This window comes from Pelagibius marinus (genome assembly GCF_014925385.1).
GTDB classification, from domain to species: Bacteria; Pseudomonadota; Alphaproteobacteria; order Kiloniellales; family Kiloniellaceae; genus Pelagibius; species Pelagibius marinus.
Map to the genome: position 1 here is coordinate 13499 of NZ_JACSDK010000008.1, position 26465 is coordinate 39963.

Below are 26465 nucleotides of genomic sequence, written 5' to 3' on the forward strand. Positions count from 1 at the left end.
GCCCATCCCGGCCACCGCCGCTTTCGCTGCTCCTCTACGGAAAACCGCTTCCTAGTTGCGCAGCTTCTCGGCTTCCGTCACCAGCTTGGCGCCGAGATCGCCGGCCGCTTCCTTGTACTGCTCGATGACCGGCGCGCTGGCCGCACGCCAGGCGTCGATCTCGGCGGCGGTCGGCGTGTAGACGCCCATGCCTTCGGCCTTGGCGGCCTCGTAGGCATCGGCTTCGATCTTCGCCATCTTGTCGCGCAGCTCGGCCTCCACCTTGCGGGCCGCGGCGGCGATGATCTGCCGCTGCTCTTCGCTCAGGCCCTGCCAGACGTCCTCGTTGATCAGCACCAGGAACTCCACGTCGGCGTGGTTGGTCACGGTGATCGTGTCCATCACCTGCCACAGCTTGCGCGACTTCACGCCGGAAACGCCGGTCATGCCCGCATCCACCGTGCCCCGCTGGTAGGCGACGTACTGCTCTGAGCCGGAGGTCAGCACCGGCGAGCCGCCGACGGCGGAGACAAACTCACCGAGCGTCTTGCCGAAGACGCGCACCTTCTTGCCCTTGACGTCATCCGGCGTCTTCAGCGGGCCGCCCTTGCTCAGCATGATGGCGCCGCCGTAGGCCTGCCACCACAGCACCCGGGTGCCGGTCCCGAGGATCTCCTTGTCGATGGCGCTGCGGATCGGGCTGTCGTGAGCCACGGCCTTGCGGACCATCTCCTCGCTGTTGAACATGAAGGGCACGTAAAAGATGTCGACCGCCGGAATGGTGCCGGCGAAGCGGGTGATCGAGGCCGTGCCCATCTCGATGGCGCCGGAGCCCACCGCCTGGGGTACTTCCTTGTCCTTGTAGAGCTGCGCCGAGGGATAGATCTCGACCTGCAGATCGCCGCCGGACTTCTCCTCAACCTCCTTCTCGAAGGCCAGCAGGTTCTGGCCGAGGTGCGACTTGATCGGCAGCTGCAGGGTGATCCTGAGGGTGGTCTCGGCGGATGCCGGCAGAGCGACAAGGCCGGCCGCCAGGACAGCGGCCGCCGCGAGGGCCTTCTTCATGGTCTTCCTCCCATAAAAACGGAGAGATTTGCGGCCTCACCGCGCCCCTCCGACCTCTTGATTTTTTTTGTATCTGGCACCGCAGCACGATACGGCGGTAGGACAACTGGCTTAACTTTAGCGTCGCTGCATTTGAGGTTTCAAGCTTTGGCGCCAAGCCCCTAGTCAGGTCCGCGGCGGCGGCAGCGGCAAAGCCTGGCCTTGCCACCGGCCGGGCTCTATCGTAAGGCGAAAACCCGCTGCCGGCCGTGACCTTATGCTGCTTTCCGCCAAACGCTCCCTGCTGCTGCTGCCGCCCGAGACCCCGCCGGGCCGGGCGGGCGAGAACCTGGCCCTGCTGAAGGCCGCGGCCGATCGCCTGCGCGTGCCCATGGTAAGCCCGCAGAGCGCCAACTGGCGGGTCGGCCTCGCCATGGGCCGCAACCAGCTGGTGATCGCCGGTCTGCCGGAAGGACCGGTGACGCAGGGCCTGCCGCCGGGCACCGCCGTCTTCCAGGTCGTCGACTGCCTGCCCGAGGAAGAGCGCCCGCCAGAGAGCGACTGGCCGGAGATGGCGGCGACCCCCGTGGCCACGGAGATGGTGGTCTTCGAATGGCTGGAGCGCGGTGCCAGCGAGGAGTTTCGCGACCTCATCAAACTCATCAAGTAGAACGGCCCGCCAATGGTCCTCGCCCCCGTGATCCGGTATGCTGGGACCGAACATGAGGAAGGTCGAACCACAGGAGCGCCAGCATGATCGTCGAGCAGATCTGGACCGCGAACGCCTACCGCAACTTCAACTACCTCATCGCCTGCCCGGAGACCGGCGAAGCCATGGCGATCGACCCGCTCGACCACAAGAAGTGCCTGGCCCTGGCCAAGGAGCGCGGCTGGGAGATCACCCAGATCCTCAATACCCACGAGCACGGCGATCACATCGGCGGCAACAAGGCCATGGTGGCGGCCACCGGCGCGAAGATCCTGGCCCACAAGAACGCCAAGGACCGCATTCCCGGCATGGACCGGGGCTTGGGCGCCGGCGACGTAGTGTCGGTCGGCAAGTCCGTGGACCTGGAGGTGCTGGACACGCCGGGCCACACCATGAGCCACATCTGCCTGCTGTCGCGCACGGACCAGCCGGGCCTGTTCTGCGGCGACACGCTGTTCAACGCGGGCGCCGGCAACTGCCACAACGGCGGCCACCCCAACGAGCTCTACCACACCTTCGCCGAGCAGCTCTCCAGGTTGCCCGAGACGACGCAGATCTATCCCGGCCACGACTACATCGCCAACAACCTGCGCTTCACCCTGGACCGCGAGCCGGACAACACGGAAGCCGAATCCCTGTTGGACAAGGTCGACCACCAGGACACCGACCACGCAATGGTCACCACCCTGGCCGAGGAAAAGAAGATCAACACCTTCTTCCGCCTGCAGAACCCGACGGTGATCGCGCGCCTGCGCGAGGCCTTTCCGGAGCTGCCGGATGAGCCGAGCCCGAAGGAGGTCTTCCTGAAGCTGCGCGAACTGCGCAACAGCTGGTGAACGGTTGAACCTCAGGCGACGTGCTGCTGGGCGTAGGTGCAGATGGCGGCGATCAGCTTGTCGATGTTGGCCTGCAACTCGCTGAAGCCGCCGTTCTTCTCGATGCGCTCTTCGTCCATGTAGAGCTTGCGGTTGATCTCCAACTGCAGGCTGTGCCGGCCCTTGGCCGGATCGGAATAGCGGCGCACCAGCTCGACGCCCTTGTAGGGCTCGTTGATCTTCACCTGGTAGCCCATGTCGCGGAGCTGCCCGGCCACGAAAGCGGTGAAGCCCGGCTCGCAGGTGGTGCCGTCACGGTCGCCGAGGACGAATTCCGCGCGGGCCACGGGGCCGTCCTCGCTGGCGGCGTTGCCCACCGCCGGCATGGAGTGGCAGTTCACGTGCCAGACCTTGCCGAAGCGCCGGTGGGTCTCCTCGATCGCCGAGGCCACGGCCTGGTGATAGGGCCTCCAGCAGCGGTCGATGCGTCCCCGCACCTCCTCCACGCTCAGCAGGCGGTCATAGAGCGGCGTGTCCGGCGGCATGATCCGCCAGATGAGTCCGACGCCCAGTTCAGTCTTGCGGCTGGGCACCAGCGGGTCCGGCCAGGCCCCGTCCATCATCGACGGGTCGAGGTCGATGAGATCGCGGTTCGGATCGATGTAGATGCGCGGGAACTCGGCCGCGATCAGGGGGGCGCCGTGGTCCGGCGCCGAACCGAAGATCTCGTCGATGAAAGCGTCTTCGGAGCGGCGGATGAGCGCCAGCGGAGCGATGGTGCCGAAGTCGGCGGGATAGTCGGTACCGCTGTGCGGGCTGTCGAAAACCACGGGAACGGCCGGCGCCCGCGGCGCCAGCTGTCTCAAAAGACGGTCGGGAGCGATGCTGTTCATTGCCAAAGGATGTAAGCCAGTTCGGCGCGGGCGTCCAGCGTCATGACGCCGCGCCCCGGCTGCCCGCTTTGCGCATGGAAGGCCTGCGGGAATAGGGGTGTATCGCCGCGCCGCGGCTGTCTAGCATAGCCTTCGGCTCGCGGGCTTCCGCCCGCCTTTCCCCGATCGCAACCCGCCGGGAGTCCGCCCCCGAGATGCCGCCGCGCCCTTTTATCGTCGAGCCGCAGGCCAACGAGCCGCTGCGCGGCATCCTGCTGATCGTGGCGGCCTTCTGCACATTCGCCATGCTCGACACCACGGCCAAGTACCTGGTGCAGAACTATCCCACGGCGCAGGTGGTCTGGGCGCGCTATGTCGGCCATGTGGTGCTGGCCGCCGCCATTCTGCTGCCCCTTCACGGCCGCGGGCTTCTGGTCAGCCACCGCCCCGGCCTGCAGGTGCTGCGCTCGCTCTTCCTCTTCGCCGCCACCTGCACCAACTTCGCCGCCCTGCAGTTCCTGCAGTTGGCGCAGACCTCCTCGATCCAGTTCTCCACGCCGCTGATCGTGGCGGTGCTGGCCATCCCGCTGCTGGGCGAGCACATCGGGCCAAGGCGCTGGGCCGCCATCTTCATCGGCTTCGCCGGCGTGCTCATCGTCATCCGCCCGGGCCTCGGCCTGGTACACTGGGCCGCCGGCCTGTCGCTGCTGACCGCGCTCAGCGGCGCGTTCTACCAGATCACCACACGCAAGCTGGCCGGCGTCGACCGGGCGGTGACGACGCAGTTCTACAGTGCCGTGATCGGCGCCATCGCCGTCACGCCGCTGGTGCCCTTCTTCTGGCAGACCCCCGACCTCACCGGCATCCTGCTGATGGTCCTGCTGGGCGCCCTCGGCGGTTTCGGGCACTGGATGCTGATCCTCGCGCACCGCCTGGCGCCGGCGCCCATCCTGGCGCCCTTCCTCTACATCCAGCTGCTGCCCATGATCCTGCTGGGCTATCTGGTATTCGGCGATTTCCCGGACGAATGGACCCTGGTCGGCGCCGGCGTGGTGGTGTTCAGCGGCCTCTACCTCTTCTACCGCGAGCGCCGGGTGAAGGCCGTACGCCCGCCGGTGCTGCCGCCGGATTAGATCTTGCGGCCTAAGTCCTGCCGGCAGCCAGCCGCAGGCCGGCGGCGACGAAAAGCGCGCCGGTGATGCGCTCGATCACGCCGCGCAGCCGCGCATAAGCCGCCGCGACACGCGGACGCGCGAAGAGCAGCGCCGCCACGGCATACCAGGCGACGGCGATGGCCACCACCAGGGCGCAGATGCCGGCCTGGAAGGCGAAAGACGCGCCGGCCGGCACCGAAACCGCGAAAAGCGAGGCGAAGAAGGCCGCGGCCTTGGGGTTCGCCAGGTCCGTCGCCATGCCGAAAAGGAAGGCGCGGCGCAGGCCCACGGGCGGCTCACCGGATGGCGCGGCGGCCTGCGCCTTGCCGCGGCGCTGCAGCAGCAGCCGCAGGCCGACGACAATCAGGTAGGCGGCGCCGGCGATCTTGACCGCCGTGTAGGCCCAGGTGAAGGCTTCGAACAGGGCCGCCAGGCCGATCAGACTACCGCCCGACCAAAGCGTGGTACCCAGGCCGATGCCGGCCGCCGTGGCCACGCCCGCCCGGACGCCGCCGCGCGCCGTGGCGTGCAGGGTGGCCAGCAGGTTCGGTCCCGGACTTAACACCGTCACCGTCCACACCCCGCCGACAAGTGCGATCACCCCAAGATTTCCCGCCAGCCAGTCCGAAGAGAAAAAGCTGATGTAAGTCATCAAACAAGTCTCCATTATGCCGCCTGACAAGCTGAACACGGCGCGCGACGCCGGTAAACCCCAGAGAGCCTCTATGCCGCCGCCCTATTCCACCCTGAAGCAACGCCTCGACAACGGTGACATCGTGATCCTGGACGGGGCCACCGGCACCGAACTGCAGCGCCGTGGCATCGATATGGACCCGGCCGCCTGGTGCGGCGTGGCCAGCCTCGATAACCAGCAGACGCTGAGCGAAATCCACGCCGACTATATCGCCGCCGGCGCCGAGGTCGTGACCGCCAACACCTTCGCCACTTCCCGCGTGGTCCTGGCCCAGGCCGGCTTCGGCGACCGGGTGGAGGAGATCAACCGCGCCGCCGTCGAAGCCGCGCTGCGGGCCCGCGAGGCATCCGGCAACCCGGAGGTCGTCGTGGCGGCCTCCCTGTCCCACATGGTCTACCTGGCCAGCGACAGGGAACCGGAGCCCATGCCGAGCGAGGAAGAAGCCGCCGAGGCCTTTCACGAGCAGGCGGAGATCCTTAAGGCCGCCGGGGCGGAACTGATCCTGCTGGAGATGATGTACCACCCGACGCGCGTTCCGCAGGTGCTCGCGGCGGCCCGGGCGACGGGCCTGCCGGTCTGGTTCGGCCTCTCGGCGCGCACAAGCGCGAAGGGCCGCCTGCTGAGCTATCTCGACAGCGCGGAAATTCCGCTGGCCAGGATCGTGGAACTGATCCCCGGGAGGGGGATCGACGCCGCCGGCTGCATGCACAGTGGCGCCGAAATCACCAGCGCCGTGCTGGGTCAGATCCGCAAGCGCTTCAAGGGACCGCTGATGGCCTACCCGGACAGCGGCTACTTCGAGATGCCGGAGTGGCACTTCCACGACGTCATCACCCCGGCCCGACTGGAGGGATTTTACCTCGACTGGCTGGAGAACGGCGCGCAGATCATCGGCGGCTGCTGCGGCCTGACCGTCGAGCACGTGAAGGCCGCGGTGCGCGCCCGCGACCGCTACCAGAACGCGCTGTAGCTTCCTCTACAGCGTCACGCCGCCGTCGACGATCATCGCCGTGCCGGTGGTGTAGGCGGCAACGTCGCTGGCCAGGTAGACCGCCATGCCGGCGATCTCCTCCGGCGTGCCCAGGCGGCCGATGGGCTGGCGGGCGATGAAGGCCTTGCGCGCGGCCACCGGGTCGTCGAAGGCGTTGATGCGGTCGTCCAGCGAGGGGGATTCGATGGTGCCCGGGCAGATGCAGTTGCAGCGGATGCCCTGCTTGATGAAGTCCGCAGCCACCGACTTGGTGAGGCCGATCACCGCCGCCTTGCTGGCGCCGTAGACGCAGCGGTTGGGCAGGCCGCGCAGCGAGGAGGCCACCGAGGCCATGTTGATGATCGAGCCGCCGCCGCCCTCCAGCATGGCCGGCAGGAAGGCCCGAATCATGCGGTACATGGACTTCACGTTGAGGTCGAAGGAGAAGTCCCAATCCTCCTCCGGGCAGTCCAGGATGGTGCCGTTGTGCACGAAGCCGGCGACGTTGCAGAGCACGTCGAGCGGCGGCAGCTCCGCCGCCAGGGAATTCACCGCCTGGGGATCCATGACGTCGAGACGACGCACGGAGATGCCCGGCGTGCCGGACAGTTCTTCCAGGCGGTCGAGGTTGATGTCGGTCGCCGTGACCTCGGCGCCCTCGGCGGCGAAGGCCAGCGCGGTAGCCCGGCCGATCCCCTGCGCCGCCGCGGTCACCAGCGCGGTCTTGCCTGACAGGCGGTCTGCCATCCCGAACGACTCCTGCTCGTGTGAGTGCCCCTAATGCGAATGCCGGGGCAGGTTCTTGACCACCTGGTGATAGTGCGTCGCCGGCTCCAGGCAGCCGCCGCCGGCCAGCTGGCCCACGGCACCGCGGTACATCTCCTGCCAGGGCGTCTGATTCTCCATCTCCGGCAGTTTGTAGTCCTTGCGGCGCGCCGCCAGCTCCTCGTCGCCGATCAGCAGGTCGACGCGCCGCGCGTTGAGGTCGATGCGCACGCGGTCCCCGGTCTGCAGGATCGCCAGGCCGGAGCCGACCGCCGATTCCGGCGAGGCGTTGAGGATCGAGGGGCTGCCCGAGGTGCCGCTCTGGCGGCCGTCGCCGATGGTCGGCAGCTCGATGACGCCCGCCTTGATGAGGGAGTCCGGAGGCTGCATGTTCACCACCTCCGCCGAGCCGGGATAGCCGACCGGCCCGCAGCCGCGCACGAAGAGCATGCAGTTCTCGTCGATGTTCAGCGAGGGGTCGTTGATGCGGTCGTGGTAGTCCTCCGGCCCTTCGAAGACGATGGCGCGGCCCTCGAAGACGTTTTCGCGGCCCGGCTGGGAAAGATACTGCTCACGGAAGTGGTCGGTGATGACCGAGGTCTTCATGATCGCCGAATCGAAGAGGTTGCCGCTCAGCACGACGAAGCCGGCCTCCTCCATCAGCGGGTTGTCGTAGGCGCGGATGACGTCGCGGTCGCTGGCCACCGAATCGCTGTGCAGCTCGCCCATGGTCTTGCCGGCGACGGTCAGCGCGTCGGTGTTGATCTTGCCGGCGCGGATCAGCTCGCCCATCACCGCCGGCAGGCCGCCGGCGCGGTGGTAGCCCTCGGCCAGGTGCGTGCCTGCGGGCTGGACGTTCACCAGCAGCGGGATGTCGTGACCGAAGGTCTGCCAGTCCTCAACCGCCAGCTCCACACCCATGTGGCGGGCGATGGCGTTGACGTGGATCGGGCAATTGGTGGAGCCGCCGATAGCCGAGTTCACCACGATGGCGTTCTCGAAGGCGGCGCGGGTCATGATCTTCGACGGCGTCAGCTCCTCCCAAACCATGTCGACGATGCGCCGGCCGGTCTCGTAGGCCATCTGGCCGCGCTCGCGGTAAGGCGCCGGGATCGCGGCGGCCCCGGGCAGCATCATGCCCAGCGCTTCGGCCAGGGAGTTCATCGAGGACGCCGTGCCCATGGTGTTGCAGTGGCCGGCGCTGGGGGCCGAGGCCGCCACCATGCTGATGAACTCGTCGTAGTCGATCTCGCCGGTGGCATAGAGGCGACGCGCCTCCCACACCACGGTGCCGGAACCAACCAGCTTGCCGTTCCAATGTCCGTCCAGCATCGGGCCGCCGTTCATCGCGATGGCCGGCATGTCGACCGTGGCCGCCGCCATGAGGCAGGCGGGCGTGGTCTTGTCGCAGCCGGTGGTGAGAATGACGCCGTCGATGGGATAGCCGTGCAGGATCTCGACCAGCCCCAGGTAGGCGAGATTGCGGTCCAGCGCCGCCGTCGGGCGGCGCCCGGTTTCCTGGATCGGGTGCACGGGAAACTCGAAAGCGACGCCGCCGGCATCCCGGATGCCGTCGCGCATGCGCCGGGCGAGATCCAGGTGAATGCGGTTGCAGGGCGAAAGGTCGCTGCCGGTCTGGGCGATGCCGATGATCGGCTTGCCGGACGTCAGTTCTTCCTTGGTAAGGCCGTAGTTGAGATAGCGCTCCAGGTAGAGCGCCGTCATGCCGGGATTGTCCCGGTCATTGAACCAACTTTGACTGCGCAGCCGCCGGTCCATCTTGGCGATTTTCACGGGGTGTTTCCTCCAACCTCGGTTATTCGGTACGAAACGGACCGGCGATCCCGCGCCCTGTCCGCTGCGCCCGCTTGGCCCGGCGGCAATCACGGCCGCACGGACAATCTCCTGAAACTCCGACCCGCCGACTGCCGGGCCTAGGCCTGGTCCTCCAGATCACGGGGCCTGACGAAGGCCGCCAACTCGGCCGGCGCCTCCCCCAGGGACGCCCAGGCCGCAACCCGGAACCGCGCCAGCGCGGCGGTCGGGAACTTTTCCGCCATACTTTGCGCCGCCGCGCTGTGATCCTGCCCCTCCGCGCCCCGGGCCAGCCCCAGTGCCAGCCGCTCCAGGCCCGGATTGTGGGCGATCAGCAGGATTCGCCCCGTTTCCGGGCTCTGACGGCGCAGGATTGCAAGCATTCGGCTCGGCGGCGCCAGATAGAGAGACTTCAAATAGCTGATTTCAGGCTCCGATGCTAGCGCTGTCAACACCAGTTTCAGCGTTTCCCTGGCCCGCCGGGCCGAGGAACAGAGTACCAGGTTGGGCTCAAGTCCCTGGGCCCGCAGGTATTCCCCCATCCGCGGCGCGGCCTGGCGCCCCCGCTTGGACAGGGGGCGGTCGAAGTCGTCCAGGGCGGCGTCCTTCCAGTCCGACTTCGCATGGCGCAGGAGCAGAAGTTCCGGCATGTCTTTCCTACACCTGCGGTTTTTTTGAGGAACACGACGACTGCAACAAAACTGTCATATTTCCAGGCTTGCCGCGCCTGGGGCGGAGACGCAAAGCTGGCTGGCACAAAGCAAAATGCCTCCGCCGGCCGCGATCTTAGGCGCCTCGGCGGGGCGAATACAGGGATCTGATTGACGGCAGGCGGCCCCGGGCAAGGGCAGTGCCGCGTCAGTATGTCGCCGGGGCAGGCCCGGCCGCAGGCGTGAGACGGACGGCGGATGGTCAGGCCGAACCAAGCCGGGTCTTCGACTCCGGTGGAAACCGAGCTGAAATTGCGGGGCGACCCGGAGACGCTGCTGCGGCTGTGGCAGGCGCTGCCGCGCGCCGGCAGCGCGGGCACACCCAAGATCAAAGACCTGGAGAATGTCTACTACGACACCGCCGACCTGCGGTTGCGCAAGCGCGGCCTCGCCTTTCGCATCCGCCGCGACGGCACCCGCTTCATCCAGACGGTGAAGACCGGCGATACCGCGACTTCCGCCGTCATGGCGCGCGGCGAGTGGGAGAGCGAGGTCCCCTCCCTGGAGCCGCAACCGGACATCGTCGACGACCCGGCCATCCGCGCCGCCTTGGGGCTGTTGCTGCCCGGCGAGCTGCGTCCCGTCTTCACCACCCGCGTTCACCGCGAGGTGATGGAGGTCAACGGCACCGACTCCCTGGGCCGCCTGAAGGTCATCGAGGCCGCCTTCGACCGCGGCGAGATCGAGGCCGCCGGCGCCCGCGAGCCGCTGGCCGAGATCGAGCTGGAGCTGCTGGAAGGCCCACCGCGCGCCCTTTTTGACCTCGCCCTTTCCCTGCAGGACATCGCCCCGACCCAGATCGAGACGCGCAGCAAGTCGGCGCGTGGCTATGCCCTGGCGACCGGACGCAAGCCAACCTGGCACCGCGCCGAAGCGCTGGAGCTCACCGCCCGGATGCCTGTCGACGACGCCTTGGCGGCGATCCTGGGGACCTGTCTCAGGCACTGGACCGCCAACGAGCTGGCCGCCCTGGACGGCGGCGACCCGGAAGGGGTGCATCAGCTCCGCGTCGGCCTCAGGCGGTTCCGCTCGGCCCTGTCGGTCTTCGGCGACCTGCTGCCGCCGGCGCAGCTGGAGTGGCTCAAGACGGAGGCCAAGTGGGTGTTGAACGCGCTCGGGCCCGCGCGCGACTGGGACGTCTTCCAGTCGGACCTGCTGACACCGCTGGAGGCGCACCGCCCGGCGGACCCCGACCTGGAAGTGCTGCGCGCGGCCGCGCGCGAACGCCAGGCCGCGGCCTACAGCCAAGTGCGCGAAGTGCTGTCGGCGCCGCGCTACACCCGCTTCCTGCTGCAGCTCGGTGGCTGGCTGGAAGACCGCGGCTGGCATTGCGCCGAGCTGACCGCCGAACAGGACACGGCCCTGAACCAGCCGCTACTGGGCCTGGCCACGAAACTGCAGGCCAAGCGGCACCGCAAAGCCCTGAAGCTCGGCAAGGGCTTCAAGAAATTGCCCACCGCCGAGCGCCACGAACTGCGCATCGCGGTGAAGAACCTGCGCTACACCACGGAATTCTTCCGCGACCTCTACCCGGCCAAGCGCGCCAGACCCTACCTGGCGGCGCTGCGAGATCTGCAGGAAAGCCTCGGCCACCTGAACGACGTGGCTGTGGCCGAACACCTGCTGGCCGAGCTGACGCGCAGCGCGGGCCGGGGCAAGGCCGCCGGCCGGCTGCATCAGGCCGCCGGGCGTATGATCGGCTGGTACGACCGCGCCCTGCTGGACTTCGAGCCGGACATGCGGCGCACCTGGAAGTCCTTCGCCGCCACCGCCCCGTTCTGGGAAAAGCCGAAAAAACAGAAAGCATGAGATGATTACCGTTCTCGTTGCCAATCCCAAGGGCGGCTGCGGCAAGACGACCGTGGCCACGCACCTGGCCGCCGCTTTCGCACAGGCCGGGCTGCGCACGGCCCTGGCCGACGCCGACCGGCAGGGCAGCAGCCTCGGCTGGCTGCGCAGCCGCCCGGAAAGCGCGCCGGCGATCCAGGGCCTCGACTGGCACGACGGTCCCGGCAAGGCGCCCAAGCAGGTCGACCGCCTGATCATCGACGCGCCCGCCGCCATGAAGATGAAGAAGATCGAGGAGCTGCTGCGCCTGGCCGACGTCGTCGTGGTGCCGGTGCTGCCCTCGGGCTTCGACGAGCCGGTGACCGGCGAATTCCTGAAACAGCTCGAGGCGCTGAAGCCGATCCGCAAGAGCAAGACCGCCGTCGCCATCGTCCGCAACCGGGTGCAGACCGGCACCCGCATGGCGGCCAAGCTGGACAAGTTCATGCTGGGCGTCGGGCACACCGGCGCCGGGCGCCTGCGCCACCGCCTGGTCTATGCCGACGTCGCCGGGCGCGGCCTCAGCGTCTTCGACCTGACCGGCAAGCAGAACGAGGCCCTGCGCGAGGACTGGGCGCCGCTGCTGCGCTACATCGAGAACTGCGACCCGGCCATGCCGTTCAGCGCCGCCGGGGAATAGCCTGGCCGCTGTTCAGGCTTTCGCCCGCGCCTTCTCGACCGCTTCCCGGAAGGGAGCGACGCGCGGGGCCACCTCCGCCGGGCCGTCGCCGGGCTTGTAGAGGCTGCCGCCCAGGCCGAAGCCCCGCACCCCCGCCTGCCAATAGGGCAGGATCTTCTCCGGCGTGATGGAGCCGACCGCCAGCACCGGCAACGCCGGCGGCAGCACCGCCATCATTGCCTTGACCACCGCCGGCGGGGCCCCCTCGGCCGGGAAGAGCTTCAGGGCGTCGGCCCCGGCGCGGGCGGCGCGCAGGCCTTCGGTCGGCGTGGCGAAGCCGGGCACGACGATCAGCTCGTCCGCCGCGCAGGCCGCGATCACGGCCGGGTCGCTGTTGGGGGTGACCACCAGGCGGCCGCCGACCTCGACCACGCGGCTGACGTCCGCCGTGTCGAGCACGGTGCCGGCGCCGATCAGGACATCCTCGCCGAAGGCCCGCGCCAGGGCGGCGATGCTCTTCAAGGGCTGCGGCGAGTTCAGCGGCACCTCGATCATGGTGATGCCGGCCTCGACCAGCGCTTCACCGAGGGCCATCACCTCTTCCGGCTTCACGCCGCGCAGGATCGCCACCAGGGGCAGGCCCTCCAGCCAGGGCTTCAATCCGTCCATGGTCAGCTCCCGCCCTTTCTCAGGTGTTGCGCCAGGGCGAAAAGACCGGCGGCCACGGCATCGGTCTCCAGGGTGACGGCCGTCTTGCCGAGTTTTCCCAGCGCCGCCTCGTAGAGCACCGTCAGGGCCGGCGCGCCGAGCAGGAAGACCGCCGACTCCCCCGCGCCTACCGTCGAGGCCAGTTCGTCACCGATCAGCAGGCCGGAGAGGTAGCTGCGCACCTCGTCCTCCGGCAGGTCGCCGGCCAGCACCCGGCTGCGCGCCGTGAAGAGGCGGTTCAGCAGGCCGCCTTCCTGCGCCAGGCCCACCCCTTCCAGGAACCAGCGGCCGGCGTTCACAGCGCCCTTGGTCATCAGGCGGCCGAGGATGGAATGCCCCTGCAGCAGGTCGTAGACCTCCCCCGTCATGTAGGTGGCGAAGCCCTGGATGGCGCCGTTCTCGACCGTCACCCACTTGCTGTGGGTGCCGGGCAGGCAGACCAGGCCGCCGCCCGCCGGCATCTGCGCCAGGGCGCCCAGAACCTGGGTCTCCTCGCCGCGCATGACGTCGGGCTGGTCGGGGCGCGATTCGTCCAGCAGGCCGGGCACGATCCAGGCCTCGCCCTCACCCCAGTCGACGCGCTCCAGGCCGCCGGCGATGTCGGACAGGGCCGCCGGGCAGTCCACATAGGGAATTTCGCGCCAGCCCTGGCGGCTGCCGATCATGCCGCTCATGATCACCAGGGCGTCGGGTGCCTGCTTCAGCCAGTCGCCGACCTCGGCCAGCAGGGCCGCGGCGAAGTCGCCGCCGCGCACGCGCAGGATACCGCCGGCCGCCTCGCGCCGCTCCAGAATCCCGCCGGCGGCATCCAGAAGATAGGCGCGGAACGAGGAGGTGCCCCAATCAACAGCAATGACGGAATCGCTCACAGGTAGTCCTCGATGTAGTTCTCGACGATGGCTTCCAGACTGGCGTCTTTGGGCAGGCCCAGTTTCGTGGCGCGCTCGTAGGAGGCGTCCTTGGGCCAGCCGTCGCAGATCCGCTGGATGAAGGGATCGGGCTTGAAGACGATCTCACCCAGCTTGCGGTCCCCCGCGACTCGGCGCAAGGCATCGATCATGTCGCGCACCGTCACCGTGAAACTCGGCAGGCTGAACGCCCGGTCGTCGTCCAGGTCGGCGCCATCGGCCTCGTGCAGGGCGATGAACCCCCCGACGATGGCGCGGTAGCCAAGCACCGGCATCACCGTGTCCTCCGAAACGGGGATCCTGCAGGTCTCGCCGTTCAGCGGCTCGCGGAACAGACCGCTGACGAAGCTGGAGGCCGCCGCGTTCGGCTTGCCGGGACGCACGATGACCGTCGGCAGGCGCGCCGAGCGGCCGTCGAAGAAGCCCTTGCGGGTGTAGTCGTTGACCAGCAGCTCGCAGATCGCCTTGGTGGCACCGTAGGTGGTCTGCGGCGTCTGCTTGGCATGGTCGCCGACCACCGGGGCCATGCCGGCGCCGCCGAAGACCGCGATGGAACTGGCGAAGACCACGCGCGGCAGACTGGCGCGGGCGCGGCAGGCCTCGAAGACGTTCAGGCCGCCGGTCAGGTTGACCCGCAGGGCCAGGTCGAAGTCCTTCTCGCCGCCGCCGCTGACCACCGAGGCCAGGTGGAACACCGAGATGTCGTCGCGGTCGACCAGGGCGGCCACCTGCGCCGGATCGGAGATGTCGCCGCTGAGGATTTTTACCCGCTCGTCGGCCCAGGCCGGGCGTTGCGGCGGCTCGGCCACGTCGAAGAGCAGCAACTCGTCGATGGGCTCCTGCGAGCCGCTGGGCGCCGTCAGCCCGCCGCGCTGCAGCAATGCCTGCGCCAATCGTTGTCCAATGAAACCGGTTCCCCCGGTGATGACGACTTTCACGGCCTGCCTCCCTCTCTCCCGGCGCCAACTCCCCGGATTGTCTTCCGGTTTCGTATCGGTCCACCTGCCAACTTGGCGCTCGGTCACTTGTTTGCTATTGATGGATAGCGCTATCCAAGGAAACTTCATAGCGCCTAAAACAACAAGCACCCGCAGCCGCGCGGAAGGAATTTTCGTGGCTGACGTGTGAATTCTGCCCGGGCGCTCAAGCAGTTGGAGAACAGTGTGAAGCCGGAACTGGTAATGGTCGGCCCGATGATGCCGCATGTCATGGAAGCGCTGGACAGCGACTTCACCGTCCACCGTCTGTGGGAAGCCGAGGACAGGCAGGCCCTGCTGGCCGAGGTCGCCGGCAAGGTGCGCGCCATTGCCACGAGCGGCCATCTGGGCGCCGACGCCGCCATGATCGACGCCCTGCCGAAGCTGGAGATCATCTCCTGCTACGGCGTCGGCGTCGACGCCATCGACCTGAAGCACGCCGCCAAGCGCAAGGTGATCGTGACCAATACCCCCGAGGTGCTGAACGACGACGTGGCCAACATGGCCATCGCCCTGCTGCTCGCCACCTCGCGCGAGATCGTCAACGGCGACCGCTACGTGCGCGCCGGCAAGTGGCTGAAAGGCGCCATGCACCTGACCCGCGCGATCCGCGGGCGCAAGCTCGGGATCCTGGGCCTGGGGCGCATCGGCAAGGACATCGCCCGAAAGGCGGAGGTTTTCGGCATGGAGATCGCCTACCACGGCCGCAGCCGGCAGGACGGCGTCAGCTACAGCTACTACGACGACCTGGTGGAAATGGCGCGCGACTGCGACTTCCTGGTCGCCATCTGCCCCGGCGGCCCGGCGACCGACAAGATCGTCAACCGCGCGGTCCTCGACGCCATCGGGCCCGAGGGCACCTTCATCAACGTGGCCCGCGGGTCCGTCGTCGACGAAGCGGCCCTGGTCGCGGCCCTGCAGGAAGGCACCCTGGGCGCCGCCGGCCTGGACGTCTTCGCCGAGGAGCCGAAGGTGCCCGAAGCCCTTTTCGCCATGGATCAGGTGGTGCTGCAGCCCCACGCCGCCAGCGCCACCCAGGAAACCCGCCGCGCCATGGGCGACCTCGTGGTCGACAATCTGCGCGCGCACTTCGCCGGAAAGCCGGTGCTGACGCCGGTTTAGCCCGGCGCAGCCGTCCCTCCCCCCGACACGCCACCCCGAGAGGAAAGAACCATGAAGCTGCTGCGCTATGGAGCCATGGGCCAGGAAAAGCCCGGCGCGCTCGACCGCAAAGGCACCCTGCGAGACCTGTCCGGCCATATCGACGACCTGGCCGGCGCGGCCCTGCTGCCGGAGTCTTTGGAGAAGCTTAAGGCCCTGGACCTGGAGAGCCTGCCCGCCGTCGAGGGCTCGCCGCGCCTCGGCCCCTGCGTCGGCAAGGCCGGCAAGTTCGTCGCCATCGGCCTCAACTATGCCGACCACGCCGCCGAATCCGGCGTCGACGTGCCCAAGGAGCCGGTCATCTTCATGAAGGCGACAAGCTGCATCTGCGGGCCCAACGACAACGTGGTCATCCCGCGCAACTCGCAGAAGTGCGACTGGGAGGTGGAACTGGCCTGCGTCATCGGCACGCCGGGCAAGTACATCGACGAGGCCGATGCCCTCAGCCACGTCGCCGGCTACTGCGTCGTCAACGACGTCTCCGAGCGCGGCTTCCAGCTGGAGGGCACCGGCCAGTGGGTGAAGGGCAAGAGCGCCGACACCTTCGGCCCGGTCGGTCCCTGGCTGGTCACGACCGATGAAGTGCCGGACCCGCAGGACCTGCGCATCTGGCTGGAAGTCAACGGCCACCGCTACCAGGACGGCAGCACCCGCACCATGGTCTTCACCATGGCCCACCTGATCAGCTACGTCAGCCGGTTCATGAGCCTGCAGAGCGGGGACATCATCACCACCGGCACGCCGCCGGGCGTCGGCATGGGCCAGACTCCGCCGACCTACCTGAAGCCCGGTGACAGCATAACGCTCAGCATCGAGGGCCTGGGCGAGCAGCGCCAGCACGTGGTCGCCGCCGACTGACGGCGAGACAGCAACGAGAAGAACAGGGAGTCCCCCCGTGAGCAGCAAGAAACAGCGCGTCGGCTTCATCGGCGTCGGCCTGATGGGCCATGGCATGGCCAAGAACATCGTCGAGAAGGGCTACCCCCTCTCGATCATGGGCCACCGCAACCGCAAGCCGGTGACGGACCTGGTCAGGCGCGGCGCCAAGGAAGCCAAGAGCCCGGCGGATATGGCGAAGAACAGCGACGTCATCTTCCTCTGCGTCACCTCCTCAGTGCAGGTGGAGGACCTGATCCGCCGCAAGGACGGCATCAAGGCGGGCGCCCATAAGGGCCTGATCATCGTCGACTGCTCCACCGCCGACCCCACCTCGACCATCGAACTGGCCGAGGAACTGAAGCCTCTGGGCGTACGCCTCATCGACGCGCCGCTCGGCCGCTCGCCCAAGGAAGCCGAAGAGGGCCTGCTGAACACCTTCATCGGCGCCGACGCCAAGACCCTGAAGGAGGTGCGCCCGATCATCGAGACCTGGGCGGAGAACATCATCCACGTCGGCCCGCTCGGCGCCGGCCACAAGATGAAGCTGGTGAACAACTTCGTCGCCATGAGCTACGTTGCGATCTACGCCGAGGCCTTCACCACCGCGCAGAAGACCGGCGTGCCGCTGGAGAAGTTCCACGAGGTGATCTCCGCCGGCGGCCTCAACAGCGGCATGTTCCAGAACGTCTGCAAGTGGGTGATCGGCGGCGATCCGAAAGCGCACGAGTTCACCCTCGCCAACTGCGACAAGGATATCCGCTACTACAATCAGCTCGCGGATTCCGAGAAGCTGACCACGGTGGTGGCCAGCGCGGTGAAGCAGAGCTATGCCATGGCGCTCGCCATGGGCCGCGGCGCCGACAACATGCCGATGCTGGCCGACGCGGTGGCCAACTTCAACGGGGTCACCATCCAGCCGGAAAGCCGGCGCACGGGTAAGAAACCCGCCAAAGCCAAGGCGAAGAAGGGAAAAAAGAAGAAGTAGCCGCCGGACGGCCGGGGATCAGCCGCCGAACTGGCCGGCCGGCAGGCCCGTCACGCCGGGGTCGAGCTCGAAGAGGCCGCCGGCCAGCGGCTGCTCTTCCAGCTCTTTCTCGGAAAGCCCGATCGACGCCGAGGTGACGAAGAGCCGGTCCAGGCCGGTGCCGCCGAAGGCGACGCTGGTGACTTGCGAGACCGGCATTTCGATCACCCGGTCGACCTGGCCCGAGGGCGTGAAGCGGGTAATGCGCCAGCCGCCCCAGTGGGCCACCCAGAGGCAGCCCTCGGCGTCGCAGGTCATGCCGTCGGGATAGCCGTCGCCTTCCGGGATCGTCATGAAAACCCGCTTGTTCTTCAACTTGCCGCCCTTGGAGACGTCGAAGGCGTAAATCGTCCCTTCGAAGGTGTCGGTGTGATAGAGCGTTGCGCCGTCGGGACTGAACGCCGGGCCGTTGGTCACCACATAGCCCTTGTCGACGCGGTGCCAGTCGAGATCGGGATCCAGGCGGTAGAGACTGCCGTGGGCCTCGCGCTCGTTGCAGTCCATGGTACCGGCCCAGATGCGCCCTTCAGCATCGGCCTTGGCGTCGTTGAAGCGGTTGTCCGGATAATCCGGCTCAGGCTGGCCGATGACCTCCGGCATCATGGTGCCCGGCGTCAGGAAGGCAAAACCGCGGTCTTTGAAACCCGCCACCAGGCCCTCGCCGTTGGCACGCTCGATCACCCAGCCGATCGGCTCCGGCATGATCCAGGAAGTCTTGTCGCCGTCTTCCGGGCGGTAGCGGTGCAGCGCCGGCGCCTTGATGTCGACCCAGTAAAGTGCTGCCTCGCGCGGCGACCACAACGGCCCTTCTCCCAGGGTCGCCCCCGCCTGCCAAAGGCACTGCACGTCCGACATCCGCGTTCTCCCCGCGCCGTTTTCCTTGGAGGCGCAGATTAAGGGTTTTGGGCGGACATCAAAACAACCAATTGTCGGGCCGCTCAGCCGCGGAAATCCGGCTCATTGCAGGTAGCGCAGCTTGTAGTAGTGGTCAAAACGCGCCGCATCGCCGCCGTCCACGTTCAGATACTGCAGCACATCGTCGGCGGCGCGCACGCCGGTGATATAGGCGCCGTGCACCGCCAGAGGCTGGTATTTCGGGTCATAGGCCGAGGCGACCGCCTCGCCGGCCCAGAACAGGGGCAGCGTCTCGCGCGGATCCTTCAGGGCCTCCCGCGCCTCCTTGGCCAGCATCCTGCCCTGGCGCCGCGGCGCGAAGGCGAGGTAGGAATTGCCGCCCTTGGCGAAGGGGTCCTTCGACCAGTCCTGGCGCAGGAAATTCGCCCGGAACTTGCCGCCGCGATCGGTAAAACCGGCCAGAACGCTCTTCTGGGTCCAGCGCCGCCCGCGTCCGTAGACCTGGCCCAGTGCCGCGAAGACGTGCGCCACGGCCTCCGCATCGCTCATCTCGGCGATCTGGTCGTGGTCCTGGTTCATCAGCAGCCCCGTCAGCACGTGCGGACCGAGATGTTCCTTGGGGAAGGACGAGAAGAAGGTCCGCGCCTTGCCGCGGGGATTGCTCAGCACCGTCATGTGCCCGGCGGATTCGCCGCCGTCGTCGATCCAGACCCGCTCCTTGAATTCCAGGCTGAACTTCGTGATCGCGCCCATGCGCACCAGGCCCAGGGCCTCGCGTTTGCGGTCTGTCAGCAGCGGCCCGAGGATGGCGTCGCCCTCGCCGCTCACGGGATTGAGCATCCCGGCGGAGAAGGTGCAGATGGCGCTGCGCCCGGTGAAGGTCTGGCCGCCCTGCGTGGTCACGACAACCCTGTCGTCCGCCGGGCGCTCGATCTTCACCACCTTTTTGGCGGTGGAACCGGCCCGGCTCTTCTCCAGCCGGCCGCCGGCTTTCTTGAACTCCTCGGCGATCTTCGCCGGCAGGCTGTCGAAGCCGCAGAGGCCGAAGGGTTTGACGTCGTCATGCTCCATGCGCAGTTCCTTGCGCTCCATGAGCTGGTCGACGATGGCGTCGGTCTTCAATCCCGCAATGGAGATCTCATTCAGGGGGCCCGGCGTGTGGGCCGAAAGCGTATAGCGCAGCAAGGCCAGGCCGCGCGCCGAGAGGTCGTTCTTGGCGGCATAGCGCTCGATGAAGGTTTCCGCCGTCATATCCGCGCTGGCTTTGGGGTCGAACTCCTGGATCTTCTGCAGGGCGTCGGGCAAATCCCAGAATTCCGGCTGGACGATCACCTCGGCCAGCATCTTCGTGCGCTTCCAGGGGCTGAAGTACATGCGGTTGCGGGGGATCTTCAGGATTCCCATGCCGCATTTATGCAGCGGCGAGGCGGAGAAGCCGTGCTTGCGCACCTCGCGCCAGAATTCCAGGTAGCGGTCCTGCTCGGCGATGTGGATGTACTCCGCCCCGCCCTCGACGGGTACCGGCTTGCCGCTCTTCTTCACGAAATTGTGGATCGACTTCATGCGCCCGCCGATGCGGTCCGAGCCTTCCAGCAGCAGCACCTTCAGGCCGGCCTGCTGCAGGTTGCGGGCGGCTGTGACGCCGCTGATCCCCGCGCCGAGCACGATGCAGTCGAAAAGCGTACCTGGTCCTGGTGTCGGCATCTTGCAGTCCCCTTTTCAGGGGCCGCGAAGTGCCATGAGGCCGGCCCCCGACAGTCTCGGGTTGGATCGGACCTACCTGCGGACAATGCCCTGCGCCTGACTTGGCGGGGGAGAAATCACCGCGACATGCCCTGCGCGTCGCAGAATGAGCCTACGCCGGGCGGCGGCGGATTGCCACGCCCGGGCTGTGACCATTGCAGGACGAGTCATAACAGGGTTTGCCGCTGATGGCCCCGGCAACACGGCACTACCCCTAAAGGAGGAGCGCCGCCGCCTGGAGGCATCACGCGCAATGCTCGGTGGCACAGACGGCGGAATTGCCCATAAGATGGACCGGAGCAGCGATAGCAGACGCAACCGCCGACAGAGGGAGACGAAGCACAGCATGTCCGACAGCACGGAGGAATCTCCACTTGTCTCCAGCGAACCGCTGGCGCTCACCGACGGCCTTGCGGAGGTGGAGGTGGCGCCGCAGGGCGGCTGCATCCTGGCCTACCGCTGGACCCGCGACGGCGAGACGGTCGACTGGCTGCGTCCGGCGCCGCCCGAGGCCGCGCCGGCGCCCACCGACACCGCCTGCTTTCCGCTGGTGCCCTACTCAAACCGCATCCGCGACGCCCATTTTGCCTTCGAGGGGCGCGACTACCGCCTGGCGCGCAACTTCGGTGACTCGCCGCACAGCATCCACGGCCACGGCTGGAAGGTACCGTGGCAAATAGCCGGGCGGACCGAAAGCAGCCTGGAGCTTGTCTACAGCCATGACGACGAGGACTGGCCCTCGTCCTACCGCGCCGGCCAGCGCTTCGCACTCCACGACGGCGCTTTGAGCGTCGAAATCTCGGTTACCAACACCGGCGCGCGCGCCATGCCGGCGGGCCTCGGTCTGCACCCTTACTTTCCGCGCAGCCCGCAGTGCCGCCTCTCCGCCGCGCTGGAGGGTATGTGGAAGACCGACGCCGAGGTCATGCCCACGGAGCTGATCAAGGCGGACCTCAGCGGCGGTCTGCTGCCCGAGGAAGCGGCGCTCGACAACTGCTTCACCGGCTTTGCCGGTCAGGCCGTGATCGACTGGCCGGAGCGCCATGCCAGCCTTACCCTGCAGGCCGACGGCGAGCTGTCCTTCCTGGTGGTTTTCACCCCACCGGGTGAGGACTTCTTCTGCGTCGAGCCGGTGAGCCACAGCACCGACGCGGTCAACCTGGTCGCACAGCGCGACGATACCGGCCTCAAGGTGCTGCCGCCCGGCGAGCGCTTCGCCGCGACCCTGCACTTCATCCCGCGCCTGGACGCGGCCAAGTGACGGCAAGCGGCGACAAGGCGCCGCCGGAAGCAGAACCCAGCACCGGCCTGGGACGCCGGCCGAGCCGGCCCGCCGTCCTGCTGGGGCCCTGGCTCGTCGCCCTCATGGGCTGCGAACTGCTGACGCTCTTCGCCGACAGCAGCGTCGCCGAACGGATCACCGAAATCCTGCTGCTGGGCGTGCCGCTGCTCGGCTGGCGACGCCTGCGCCTGCGCGAGGCCTACCTGCTGTGCCTCTGCGGCCTGCTGCTGCTGCTCGCCCTCCTCTATGATCCGCAGCCCTGGGAACTGGCCCTGCACGGCCTGGACCGCGCCGGCTTTCTGGCGGCCTTCATCCTGCTCATGGGTCTGCTGCGCGAAGGCGGCATCACCTCGCCCGCGGTCCTGCAGTGCGGCACCTACGTGACTCAACAGCCGCCGCAGTGGCGCTTCCTTGCCGTCTTCCTGGGCAGCCACTTCTTTTCGGTGCTGATCAACCTCGGCTCGCTCAGCCTCCTGGCGCCGATCATCCAGCGCGGCGTGCGCGGCGACGACAAGCAGCGCGAGGACCTGGACGAGATCGCCCTGGTGCGCGAACGCCGCCAGCTGTCGGCCCTGCTGCGCGGCTTCGCCTGGTTCCTGCTCTGGGCGCCGACGGCGGTGACCCAGGCGATCCTGCCGACCCTCATTCCCGGCGTCGATCCCGGCCGGGTGCTGATCATCGGCGGCCTGCTCTCCCTTGTCATGCTTGCCGTCAGCTGGGGTGAGGATGCGCTGCGCTGGTATCCGCTGCGCCGCCGGCTGCGCGCCAGCGGCCAGTTGCCGCAACGCCAGAACCTGCCGCTGCCGCGTGGCGCCCTGCTGCGCCTCGCCGCGGTCAGCGCCCTGCTGTTCGGCCTGACGCTGCTGTTCACCCGCTGGGGCGAGGTGCTGCTGGTCGGCGGCGTCATGCTGGCCGCGCCGGCCGTGTTGCTGGTCTGGGTTTTTCTGCAGCAGATGGAGCGCGGCGTACTGGCACGCCTTGCCGGCACCCTGCAGCGTCTAGGCGAAGTCACCGGCACCGGCCTGCCGTCCTTCCTGCGCGAGGCGGTCTCGCTCGCCTGCGCGGGCTTCATCGGCACGGTGGCCGCGGCGCTGGTGCCGGCCGAGCAGGTCGCCAGCGCCCTTTCGGTCCAGGACCTGCCGGGCTGGGCCTTCCTCTCGCTGCTGTCGCTCTTCGTCTGGCTCGGCGGACAGGTCGCCCTCAGCCCCATCACCACCGCCGTCTTCCTGGGCAGCCTGGTCGCGGAACTCGGCCCCGTGCCCGCCGATCCCTCCATGATCGTGCTGGCCATCGCCGCCGGCTGCGCCATCTGCACCCTGGGCGCGCCCTTCGCCTCGGGCACGCTGATGCTGGCGCGCGCCTCGGGCTATAGCGGCGTCGAGCTGACGTGGAAGTGGAATTCGGCCTATACGCTCGGTTCCATGGCCGTTCTGGCGGTCTTCTACGCCCTCCTCACCTGAGGCATTTTCATCTAGTGAGAATTTTCATATAGAATGCAATGGGAGGCCGTTGAATCGGCTTCCCGATTGGCGCAGAAATCCGCGCCGTGTTCTTCCGTAAGGGGCGATATGCAAGGGAATCACCTTCCGCTTCGCGTAACGAATTGGGGCTTTCGCTGCGAACCGGCGTCCCAGCGGCGCCCGAATCGCGTCCTCAACAGCCGGCAACCTGGCTAGAGCGCTCCCATGATCGCCCCGGAACTCATCGCGCCCTTCCAAATGGGCGTTCTCTTCCTGCTGATCGTCGTGGCGCTGACGATTTTCGCCACCGAGGCCCTGTCGATCGAGCTGACCTCGCTGGCGGTCATCGCGGCGCTGCTGGTCTTCTTTCATTTCTTCCCGGTCATCGGGCCCGACGGGGAAGACAAGCTGGATTTGCGCCATCTCTTCTCGGGCTTCGCCAACCCGGCGCTGATCGCCGTGCTGGCCCTGCTGGTCCTGGGCGAAGGCCTGACCCGCACCGGCGTGCTGGACGAAGCGGCCAACACCGTCATCCAGTTCACCAAGCAGAACCGCGCGGTCGCCGTCGCCCTCATGCTGGTGGTGGTGATGTTCTTCAGCGCCGTCCTGAACAACATCCCGGTGGTGGTGCTCTTCGTTCCCATTATGCAGGTGCTGACCCGCCGCTTCCGACAATCGCCCAGCCGCTACATGATGCTGCTCAGCTTCGCCTCGGTACTGGGCGGCATGACCACCCTGATCGGCTCCTCCACCAACCTGCTGGTGTCCCTGGAACTGGACGACCTCGGCGAAGAGCCTTTCGGCTTCTTCGATTTCACCGTCCCGGGGCTGGTGTTGGCCGGCAGCGGCCTGATCTACCTGTTCTTCGTCGCGCCGCGCCTGCTGCCCGACCGGGCGCCGCTGGGCGGCGTGATGGAAGAGCGCAGCCGCCACTTCATGGCGCAGGTCTCCGTCACCCAGGGCTCCCGGCTGGTCGGCCTGGCGCCGGTCGGCGGCATCTTCCCGGACCTGAAAGACGTGACCGTGCTGATGATCCAGCGCGGCGAGCGCGCCATGGTGCCGCCCTTCGAGGACCTGACCCTGGAGGTCGGCGACATGATCATCCTGGCCGCCACCCGCCAGGCGCTCGGCGCCCTGGCCAAGGGCGAGCCGGAGCTGCTGCATCCCGAGCTCATGGCCGACGCCTTCCGCGGCCCCGAGGAGAACCACGACGGCGAGGCCACTGCGCATCGCCCGCCCTGGACCGTCAGCGGACAGATCCAGGCGGAGGTCATGGTACGGCCGGAATCGGAGGTCGTCGGCCGCACCCTGGAAGAGGTCGGCTTCCGCTACAAGCATCACTGCGTCGTGCTGGGCATCGAGCGCCGCAGCCGCATGCTGCGCGAGCGCATCACGCGCATTCCCCTGAAGGACGGCGACGTGCTGCTGATCCAGGGCCGGCCCGAAGACGTCGACCGCCTGCGCGGGGAGCGCAGCGTGGTGCTGATGGAGTGGTCGCGTCAGCCCCTGGTGACGCCGCAGTACCAGCGCATCGCAGCGGCCATCTTCCTGGCGGTCATCGCCGCTTCGGCCAGCGGCGTGGTGCCCATCGCCCTGGCCGCCTTCTGCGGTGCCTCGGTCATGATCGCCTCGGGCATTCTCTCCATCGGCGATGCCGTGAGGGTGCTGGACCGCAAGATCGTCCTCACCATCGCCATGGCCCTGGCCCTGGGTTCGGCCATGCAGGAGACCGGCGGCGCCACCTTCCTGGCCGAACAGCTCATGAGCGCCATGGCGGGCGCGTCGCCGGGCCATGTGCTCTCCGCCTTCTTCCTGCTGATGGCGCTGCTGTCCAACGTGCTCAGCACCAAGGCCACCGCGGTGCTCTTCACCCCCATCGCCGTCGACCTGGCGCGGGTTATGGGGCTGCCGGTGGAGCCCTTCGCGGTGGCGGTGATCTTCGCCTCCAACTGCTCCTTCGCCTCGCCCATCGGCTATCAGACCAACCTGGTGGTGATGACGCCCGGCAACTACCGCTTCATGGATTTCGTGCGCGTCGGCCTGCCGCTGATCCTGCTGGTCTGGGTCGCCTTCACTCTGTTTGCCCCGTGGTATTACGGCCTGCCGCGGTGACCACCGCCTCGATCAGGTCGCCGACCTCCTCGCGGGCATTCTTAAGGCTGGCGCTGCTGCCGTGCGGCAGCTCCGCCGCCATCAGGTCGAACAGCGTCAGGCCGCGGAAGAACAGGCCGCGGAAGACCACGCGCTCGGAAAAGCCGGGCTGCAGGCGGAAGCCCAGGCGTTCGGAGAGCACATCGAGCAGCTGCGTCATCTCCCGGGCGTTGCGTGTGTCGAGGTGGCCGGTGCGGTTGCGGGCGACGACCCAGTCTATCGCCGGCACGCCGGCCTGCCTGCGCCGCTCGCGTTCTTCCCACACCAGCCGGCAGAAGGCGCTGGGCGCCCGCACCTCCCGGCTCTGAGTGTTGATCTCCGCCAGAGCGTCCACGTCGATGAAGCTGTCGTTGATCGGCGTGACCAGCACGTCGGCCAATCCATAGGCGGCATTCGACAGGCTGCTGGCGTGGCCGGGGGTATCGATCACCACCACGTCATGATCCGACAATTCCCCCAGGACCGCCTCAAGGCGGTTGCGCTCCTCCAGGCTCGGCCCGGTACCGGCCTCCGGAGCATCGAAGCGCCGGTAACGGGGCACCACCAGGTTCCGGGCGGACTGCTTGGCTGCCCGCGCGCGAAGCTCCAGAAAGCGGGACAGAGTCCCCTGGCGGCCGTCGAGATCGACGCAGGCGACGCGCTTTCCCTTGTCGGCCAGACCCATGGCCAGATGGATGGCGGTGGTGGACTTGCCGGTACCGCCCTTCTCGTTGCCGACGACGATGACGCTGCCGCCCCCCCGCCTGGCCGCTTCCCGCGGCGGCGGCTGTGGGGCGGGCTGGCCCAGCGCGGCGGCGATCTCCGCGAGCGCCCCGCGGACTTCCGGACTCGGCGTTCCGTCGGCCAGTGCGACCGCTTCGGCAACCCGCATCAGCAACGCCAGCGCATCCGGATTCTCCGCCAGACGGGCGAGGCTGGCCAGGGCGCCGGCCCGTGCCGCCCTGCCGTCCGCCCTCAAGCGGTCAAGGCTGTTCTCGAAGCCGCGAACCGCCTGCGCCAGGTCGAAGCCTTGCTGCTCGTGCAACTCGTCGAGAATTCGGTCGATGGTGGCGCGCCGCGCCAGACTGACCGCCGGCTCCGCGGCAGCGACCACCGCCGCCGCCGCAAGGCAGCCTTTCATCAGTGACGGCCTGCGCGACCAACCGTGCAGTACGCCACCGGCAAACTTGCCCAACAAGGTCACTGGCCGCCCCCCGCAGCAAGTGCGCCTGCCGGACAACCGCCGCGTGCGGCAGCGCTCTGTTGCGCCTTTCCGCCCCGGCGGCTGTGGACAGGCCTCCCCTGGGGTCAAGCATAACGCGATTGAGCAGGCCGGACAGAATTTTCACTAAGCGCTTCTGGAAG

24 protein-coding genes are annotated in these 26465 nt (G+C 68.0%); 12 read left to right on the top strand and 12 right to left on the bottom strand.

The genetic code is table 11. The features are described 5' to 3' along the window. Nucleotides 1-51: 51 nt before the first annotated feature. Nucleotides 52-1044, bottom strand: coding sequence for a TRAP transporter substrate-binding protein (locus H7X47_RS08670; RefSeq protein ID WP_193368267.1), 993 nt, complete (start codon nucleotides 1042-1044; stop codon nucleotides 52-54). A 256-nt stretch (nucleotides 1045-1300) separates the two neighbouring features. Between H7X47_RS08670 and H7X47_RS08675 the strand changes: the two genes are divergently transcribed. Together H7X47_RS08675 and H7X47_RS08680 are read left to right on the top strand one after the other, a co-directional pair. Beyond that, complete coding sequence (locus tag H7X47_RS08675; RefSeq protein ID WP_193368268.1) at nucleotides 1301-1693, top strand: hypothetical protein; 393 nt, start codon at nucleotides 1301-1303, stop codon at nucleotides 1691-1693. 83 nt (nucleotides 1694-1776) lie between these two features. Further along, complete coding sequence (locus H7X47_RS08680; RefSeq protein ID WP_193368269.1) at nucleotides 1777-2568, top strand: hydroxyacylglutathione hydrolase; 792 nt, start codon at nucleotides 1777-1779, stop codon at nucleotides 2566-2568. 11 nt (nucleotides 2569-2579) lie between these two features. Here H7X47_RS08680 and H7X47_RS08685 read toward each other — a convergent pair whose 3' ends face one another. Then, a complete protein-coding gene (locus H7X47_RS08685; protein WP_193368270.1) occupies nucleotides 2580-3440 on the bottom strand; it encodes an N-formylglutamate amidohydrolase in 861 nt (286 codons plus the stop codon). Nucleotides 3441-3634: 194 nt separating this feature from the next. Between H7X47_RS08685 and H7X47_RS08690 the strand changes: the two genes are divergently transcribed. After that, entirely contained in the window at nucleotides 3635-4552 is a 918-nt protein-coding gene (locus H7X47_RS08690; protein WP_193368271.1) for a DMT family transporter, read from the top strand. Nucleotides 4553-4562: 10 nt separating this feature from the next. Here H7X47_RS08690 and H7X47_RS08695 read toward each other — a convergent pair whose 3' ends face one another. Beyond that, nucleotides 4563-5225: a LysE family translocator gene (locus H7X47_RS08695; protein ID WP_193368272.1), complete on the bottom strand. Its 663-nt coding sequence runs from the start codon at nucleotides 5223-5225 to the stop codon at nucleotides 4563-4565. A 73-nt stretch (nucleotides 5226-5298) separates the two neighbouring features. On the opposite strand from H7X47_RS08695, the gene H7X47_RS08700 reads away from it, so the two are divergent. Then, nucleotides 5299-6237 (top strand): homocysteine S-methyltransferase family protein, encoded by a 939-nt coding sequence (locus H7X47_RS08700; RefSeq protein WP_193368273.1) that lies wholly within the window; start codon nucleotides 5299-5301, stop codon nucleotides 6235-6237. Nucleotides 6238-6243: 6 nt separating this feature from the next. On the opposite strand, the gene H7X47_RS08705 is transcribed toward H7X47_RS08700, so the two are convergent. The 3 genes from H7X47_RS08705 to H7X47_RS08715 all read right to left on the bottom strand — a co-directional run bounded on the left by H7X47_RS08705 (nucleotide 6244) and on the right by H7X47_RS08715 (nucleotide 9467). Continuing rightward, the gene (locus tag H7X47_RS08705; RefSeq protein ID WP_193368274.1) at nucleotides 6244-6984 is read right to left on the bottom strand and encodes an SDR family oxidoreductase; all 741 of its coding nucleotides are present in this window, start codon (nucleotides 6982-6984) and stop codon (nucleotides 6244-6246) included. A gap of 30 nt (nucleotides 6985-7014) precedes the next feature. Beyond that, nucleotides 7015-8796: an IlvD/Edd family dehydratase gene (locus H7X47_RS08710; RefSeq protein ID WP_437126570.1), complete on the bottom strand. Its 1782-nt coding sequence runs from the start codon at nucleotides 8794-8796 to the stop codon at nucleotides 7015-7017. Between the two features lie 140 nt (nucleotides 8797-8936). Then, nucleotides 8937-9467: a SixA phosphatase family protein gene (locus tag H7X47_RS08715; RefSeq protein ID WP_193368275.1), complete on the bottom strand. Its 531-nt coding sequence runs from the start codon at nucleotides 9465-9467 to the stop codon at nucleotides 8937-8939. A 258-nt stretch (nucleotides 9468-9725) separates the two neighbouring features. Between H7X47_RS08715 and H7X47_RS08720 the strand changes: the two genes are divergently transcribed. Together H7X47_RS08720 and H7X47_RS08725 are read left to right on the top strand one after the other, a co-directional pair. After that, nucleotides 9726-11336: a CYTH and CHAD domain-containing protein gene (locus tag H7X47_RS08720; protein ID WP_193368276.1), complete on the top strand. Its 1611-nt coding sequence runs from the start codon at nucleotides 9726-9728 to the stop codon at nucleotides 11334-11336. 1 nt (nucleotide 11337) lies between these two features. Beyond that, on the top strand, nucleotides 11338-11994 hold the full coding sequence (locus tag H7X47_RS08725; RefSeq protein WP_193368277.1) for a nucleotide-binding protein: 657 nt from the start codon (nucleotides 11338-11340) through the stop codon (nucleotides 11992-11994). Between the two features lie 12 nt (nucleotides 11995-12006). On the opposite strand, the gene H7X47_RS08730 is transcribed toward H7X47_RS08725, so the two are convergent. Genes H7X47_RS08730 through denD form a run of 3 tightly spaced genes read right to left on the bottom strand, consistent with a single transcriptional unit; the run spans nucleotide 12007 to nucleotide 14527 of the window. Next, nucleotides 12007-12642 (bottom strand): 2-dehydro-3-deoxy-6-phosphogalactonate aldolase, encoded by a 636-nt coding sequence (locus H7X47_RS08730; RefSeq protein ID WP_193368278.1) that lies wholly within the window; start codon nucleotides 12640-12642, stop codon nucleotides 12007-12009. Between the two features lie 2 nt (nucleotides 12643-12644). Beyond that, nucleotides 12645-13550, bottom strand: a complete 906-nt coding sequence (locus tag H7X47_RS08735; RefSeq protein ID WP_193368280.1) for a 2-dehydro-3-deoxygalactonokinase — start codon at nucleotides 13548-13550, stop codon at nucleotides 12645-12647. Continuing rightward, nucleotides 13547-14527 (bottom strand): D-erythronate dehydrogenase, encoded by a 981-nt coding sequence (gene denD / locus H7X47_RS08740; protein ID WP_193368281.1) that lies wholly within the window; start codon nucleotides 14525-14527, stop codon nucleotides 13547-13549. The genes H7X47_RS08735 and denD overlap by 4 nt, the downstream gene beginning before the upstream one ends. Before the next feature lie 225 nt (nucleotides 14528-14752). On the opposite strand from denD, the gene H7X47_RS08745 reads away from it, so the two are divergent. The 3 genes from H7X47_RS08745 to H7X47_RS26600 are packed head-to-tail and all read left to right on the top strand — an operon-like array spanning nucleotide 14753 to nucleotide 17591. Then, nucleotides 14753-15688: a 2-hydroxyacid dehydrogenase gene (locus H7X47_RS08745; RefSeq protein ID WP_319633566.1), complete on the top strand. Its 936-nt coding sequence runs from the start codon at nucleotides 14753-14755 to the stop codon at nucleotides 15686-15688. 51 nt (nucleotides 15689-15739) lie between these two features. Then, nucleotides 15740-16585, top strand: a complete 846-nt coding sequence (locus tag H7X47_RS08750) for a fumarylacetoacetate hydrolase family protein (RefSeq protein ID WP_193368282.1) — start codon at nucleotides 15740-15742, stop codon at nucleotides 16583-16585. 37 nt (nucleotides 16586-16622) lie between these two features. After that, the gene (locus H7X47_RS26600; RefSeq protein ID WP_319633567.1) at nucleotides 16623-17591 is read left to right on the top strand and encodes an NAD(P)-dependent oxidoreductase; all 969 of its coding nucleotides are present in this window, start codon (nucleotides 16623-16625) and stop codon (nucleotides 17589-17591) included. 18 nt (nucleotides 17592-17609) lie between these two features. Here H7X47_RS26600 and H7X47_RS08760 read toward each other — a convergent pair whose 3' ends face one another. Both H7X47_RS08760 and H7X47_RS08765 read right to left on the bottom strand, forming a co-directional pair. Further along, nucleotides 17610-18485 (bottom strand): SMP-30/gluconolactonase/LRE family protein, encoded by an 876-nt coding sequence (locus tag H7X47_RS08760; protein WP_193368283.1) that lies wholly within the window; start codon nucleotides 18483-18485, stop codon nucleotides 17610-17612. 102 nt (nucleotides 18486-18587) lie between these two features. Beyond that, complete coding sequence (locus H7X47_RS08765) at nucleotides 18588-20189, bottom strand: flavin monoamine oxidase family protein (protein WP_193368284.1); 1602 nt, start codon at nucleotides 20187-20189, stop codon at nucleotides 18588-18590. A gap of 385 nt (nucleotides 20190-20574) precedes the next feature. Here H7X47_RS08765 and H7X47_RS08770 point away from each other — a divergent pair, with 385 nt between their 5' ends. The 3 genes from H7X47_RS08770 to H7X47_RS08780 all read left to right on the top strand — a co-directional run bounded on the left by H7X47_RS08770 (nucleotide 20575) and on the right by H7X47_RS08780 (nucleotide 25082). After that, nucleotides 20575-21489, top strand: coding sequence for an aldose 1-epimerase (locus H7X47_RS08770; RefSeq protein ID WP_193368285.1), 915 nt, complete (start codon nucleotides 20575-20577; stop codon nucleotides 21487-21489). Then, a complete protein-coding gene (locus tag H7X47_RS08775; protein WP_193368286.1) occupies nucleotides 21486-22970 on the top strand; it encodes a hypothetical protein in 1485 nt (494 codons plus the stop codon). The genes H7X47_RS08770 and H7X47_RS08775 overlap by 4 nt, the downstream gene beginning before the upstream one ends. A 225-nt stretch (nucleotides 22971-23195) precedes the next feature. After that, complete coding sequence (locus H7X47_RS08780) at nucleotides 23196-25082, top strand: SLC13 family permease (RefSeq protein WP_193368287.1); 1887 nt, start codon at nucleotides 23196-23198, stop codon at nucleotides 25080-25082. Here H7X47_RS08780 and H7X47_RS08785 read toward each other — a convergent pair. Then, complete coding sequence (locus tag H7X47_RS08785) at nucleotides 25042-26241, bottom strand: division plane positioning ATPase MipZ (RefSeq protein WP_193368288.1); 1200 nt, start codon at nucleotides 26239-26241, stop codon at nucleotides 25042-25044. The two genes, H7X47_RS08780 and H7X47_RS08785, sit on opposite strands and share 41 nt — an antisense overlap. Nucleotides 26242-26465 lie beyond the last annotated feature (224 nt).

Bases quoted from the DNA above. Each gene is read 5' to 3' on its own strand.
- H7X47_RS08780 (WP_193368287.1), top strand. From the start codon at position 23,196: ATGATCGCCCCGGAACTCATCGCGCCCTTCCAAATGGGCGTTCTCTTC.
- H7X47_RS08725 (WP_193368277.1), top strand. From the start codon at position 11,338: ATGATTACCGTTCTCGTTGCCAATCCCAAGGGCGGCTGCGGCAAGACG.
- H7X47_RS08700 (WP_193368273.1), top strand. From the start codon at position 5,299: ATGCCGCCGCCCTATTCCACCCTGAAGCAACGCCTCGACAACGGTGAC.
- H7X47_RS08760 (WP_193368283.1), bottom strand. From the start codon at position 18,485: ATGTCGGACGTGCAGTGCCTTTGGCAGGCGGGGGCGACCCTGGGAGAA.
- H7X47_RS08680 (WP_193368269.1), top strand. From the start codon at position 1,777: ATGATCGTCGAGCAGATCTGGACCGCGAACGCCTACCGCAACTTCAAC.
- H7X47_RS08670 (WP_193368267.1), bottom strand. From the start codon at position 1,044: ATGAAGAAGGCCCTCGCGGCGGCCGCTGTCCTGGCGGCCGGCCTTGTC.
- H7X47_RS08705 (WP_193368274.1), bottom strand. From the start codon at position 6,984: ATGGCAGACCGCCTGTCAGGCAAGACCGCGCTGGTGACCGCGGCGGCG.
- H7X47_RS08730 (WP_193368278.1), bottom strand. From the start codon at position 12,642: ATGGACGGATTGAAGCCCTGGCTGGAGGGCCTGCCCCTGGTGGCGATC.
- H7X47_RS08770 (WP_193368285.1), top strand. From the start codon at position 20,575: ATGTCCGACAGCACGGAGGAATCTCCACTTGTCTCCAGCGAACCGCTG.
- H7X47_RS08695 (WP_193368272.1), bottom strand. From the start codon at position 5,225: ATGACTTACATCAGCTTTTTCTCTTCGGACTGGCTGGCGGGAAATCTT.
- H7X47_RS08765 (WP_193368284.1), bottom strand. From the start codon at position 20,189: ATGCCGACACCAGGACCAGGTACGCTTTTCGACTGCATCGTGCTCGGC.
- H7X47_RS08750 (WP_193368282.1), top strand. From the start codon at position 15,740: ATGAAGCTGCTGCGCTATGGAGCCATGGGCCAGGAAAAGCCCGGCGCG.
- H7X47_RS08785 (WP_193368288.1), bottom strand. From the start codon at position 26,241: ATGAAAGGCTGCCTTGCGGCGGCGGCGGTGGTCGCTGCCGCGGAGCCG.
- H7X47_RS08685 (WP_193368270.1), bottom strand. From the start codon at position 3,440: ATGAACAGCATCGCTCCCGACCGTCTTTTGAGACAGCTGGCGCCGCGG.
- H7X47_RS08715 (WP_193368275.1), bottom strand. From the start codon at position 9,467: ATGCCGGAACTTCTGCTCCTGCGCCATGCGAAGTCGGACTGGAAGGAC.
- H7X47_RS08675 (WP_193368268.1), top strand. From the start codon at position 1,301: ATGCTGCTTTCCGCCAAACGCTCCCTGCTGCTGCTGCCGCCCGAGACC.
- H7X47_RS08690 (WP_193368271.1), top strand. From the start codon at position 3,635: ATGCCGCCGCGCCCTTTTATCGTCGAGCCGCAGGCCAACGAGCCGCTG.
- H7X47_RS08720 (WP_193368276.1), top strand. From the start codon at position 9,726: ATGGTCAGGCCGAACCAAGCCGGGTCTTCGACTCCGGTGGAAACCGAG.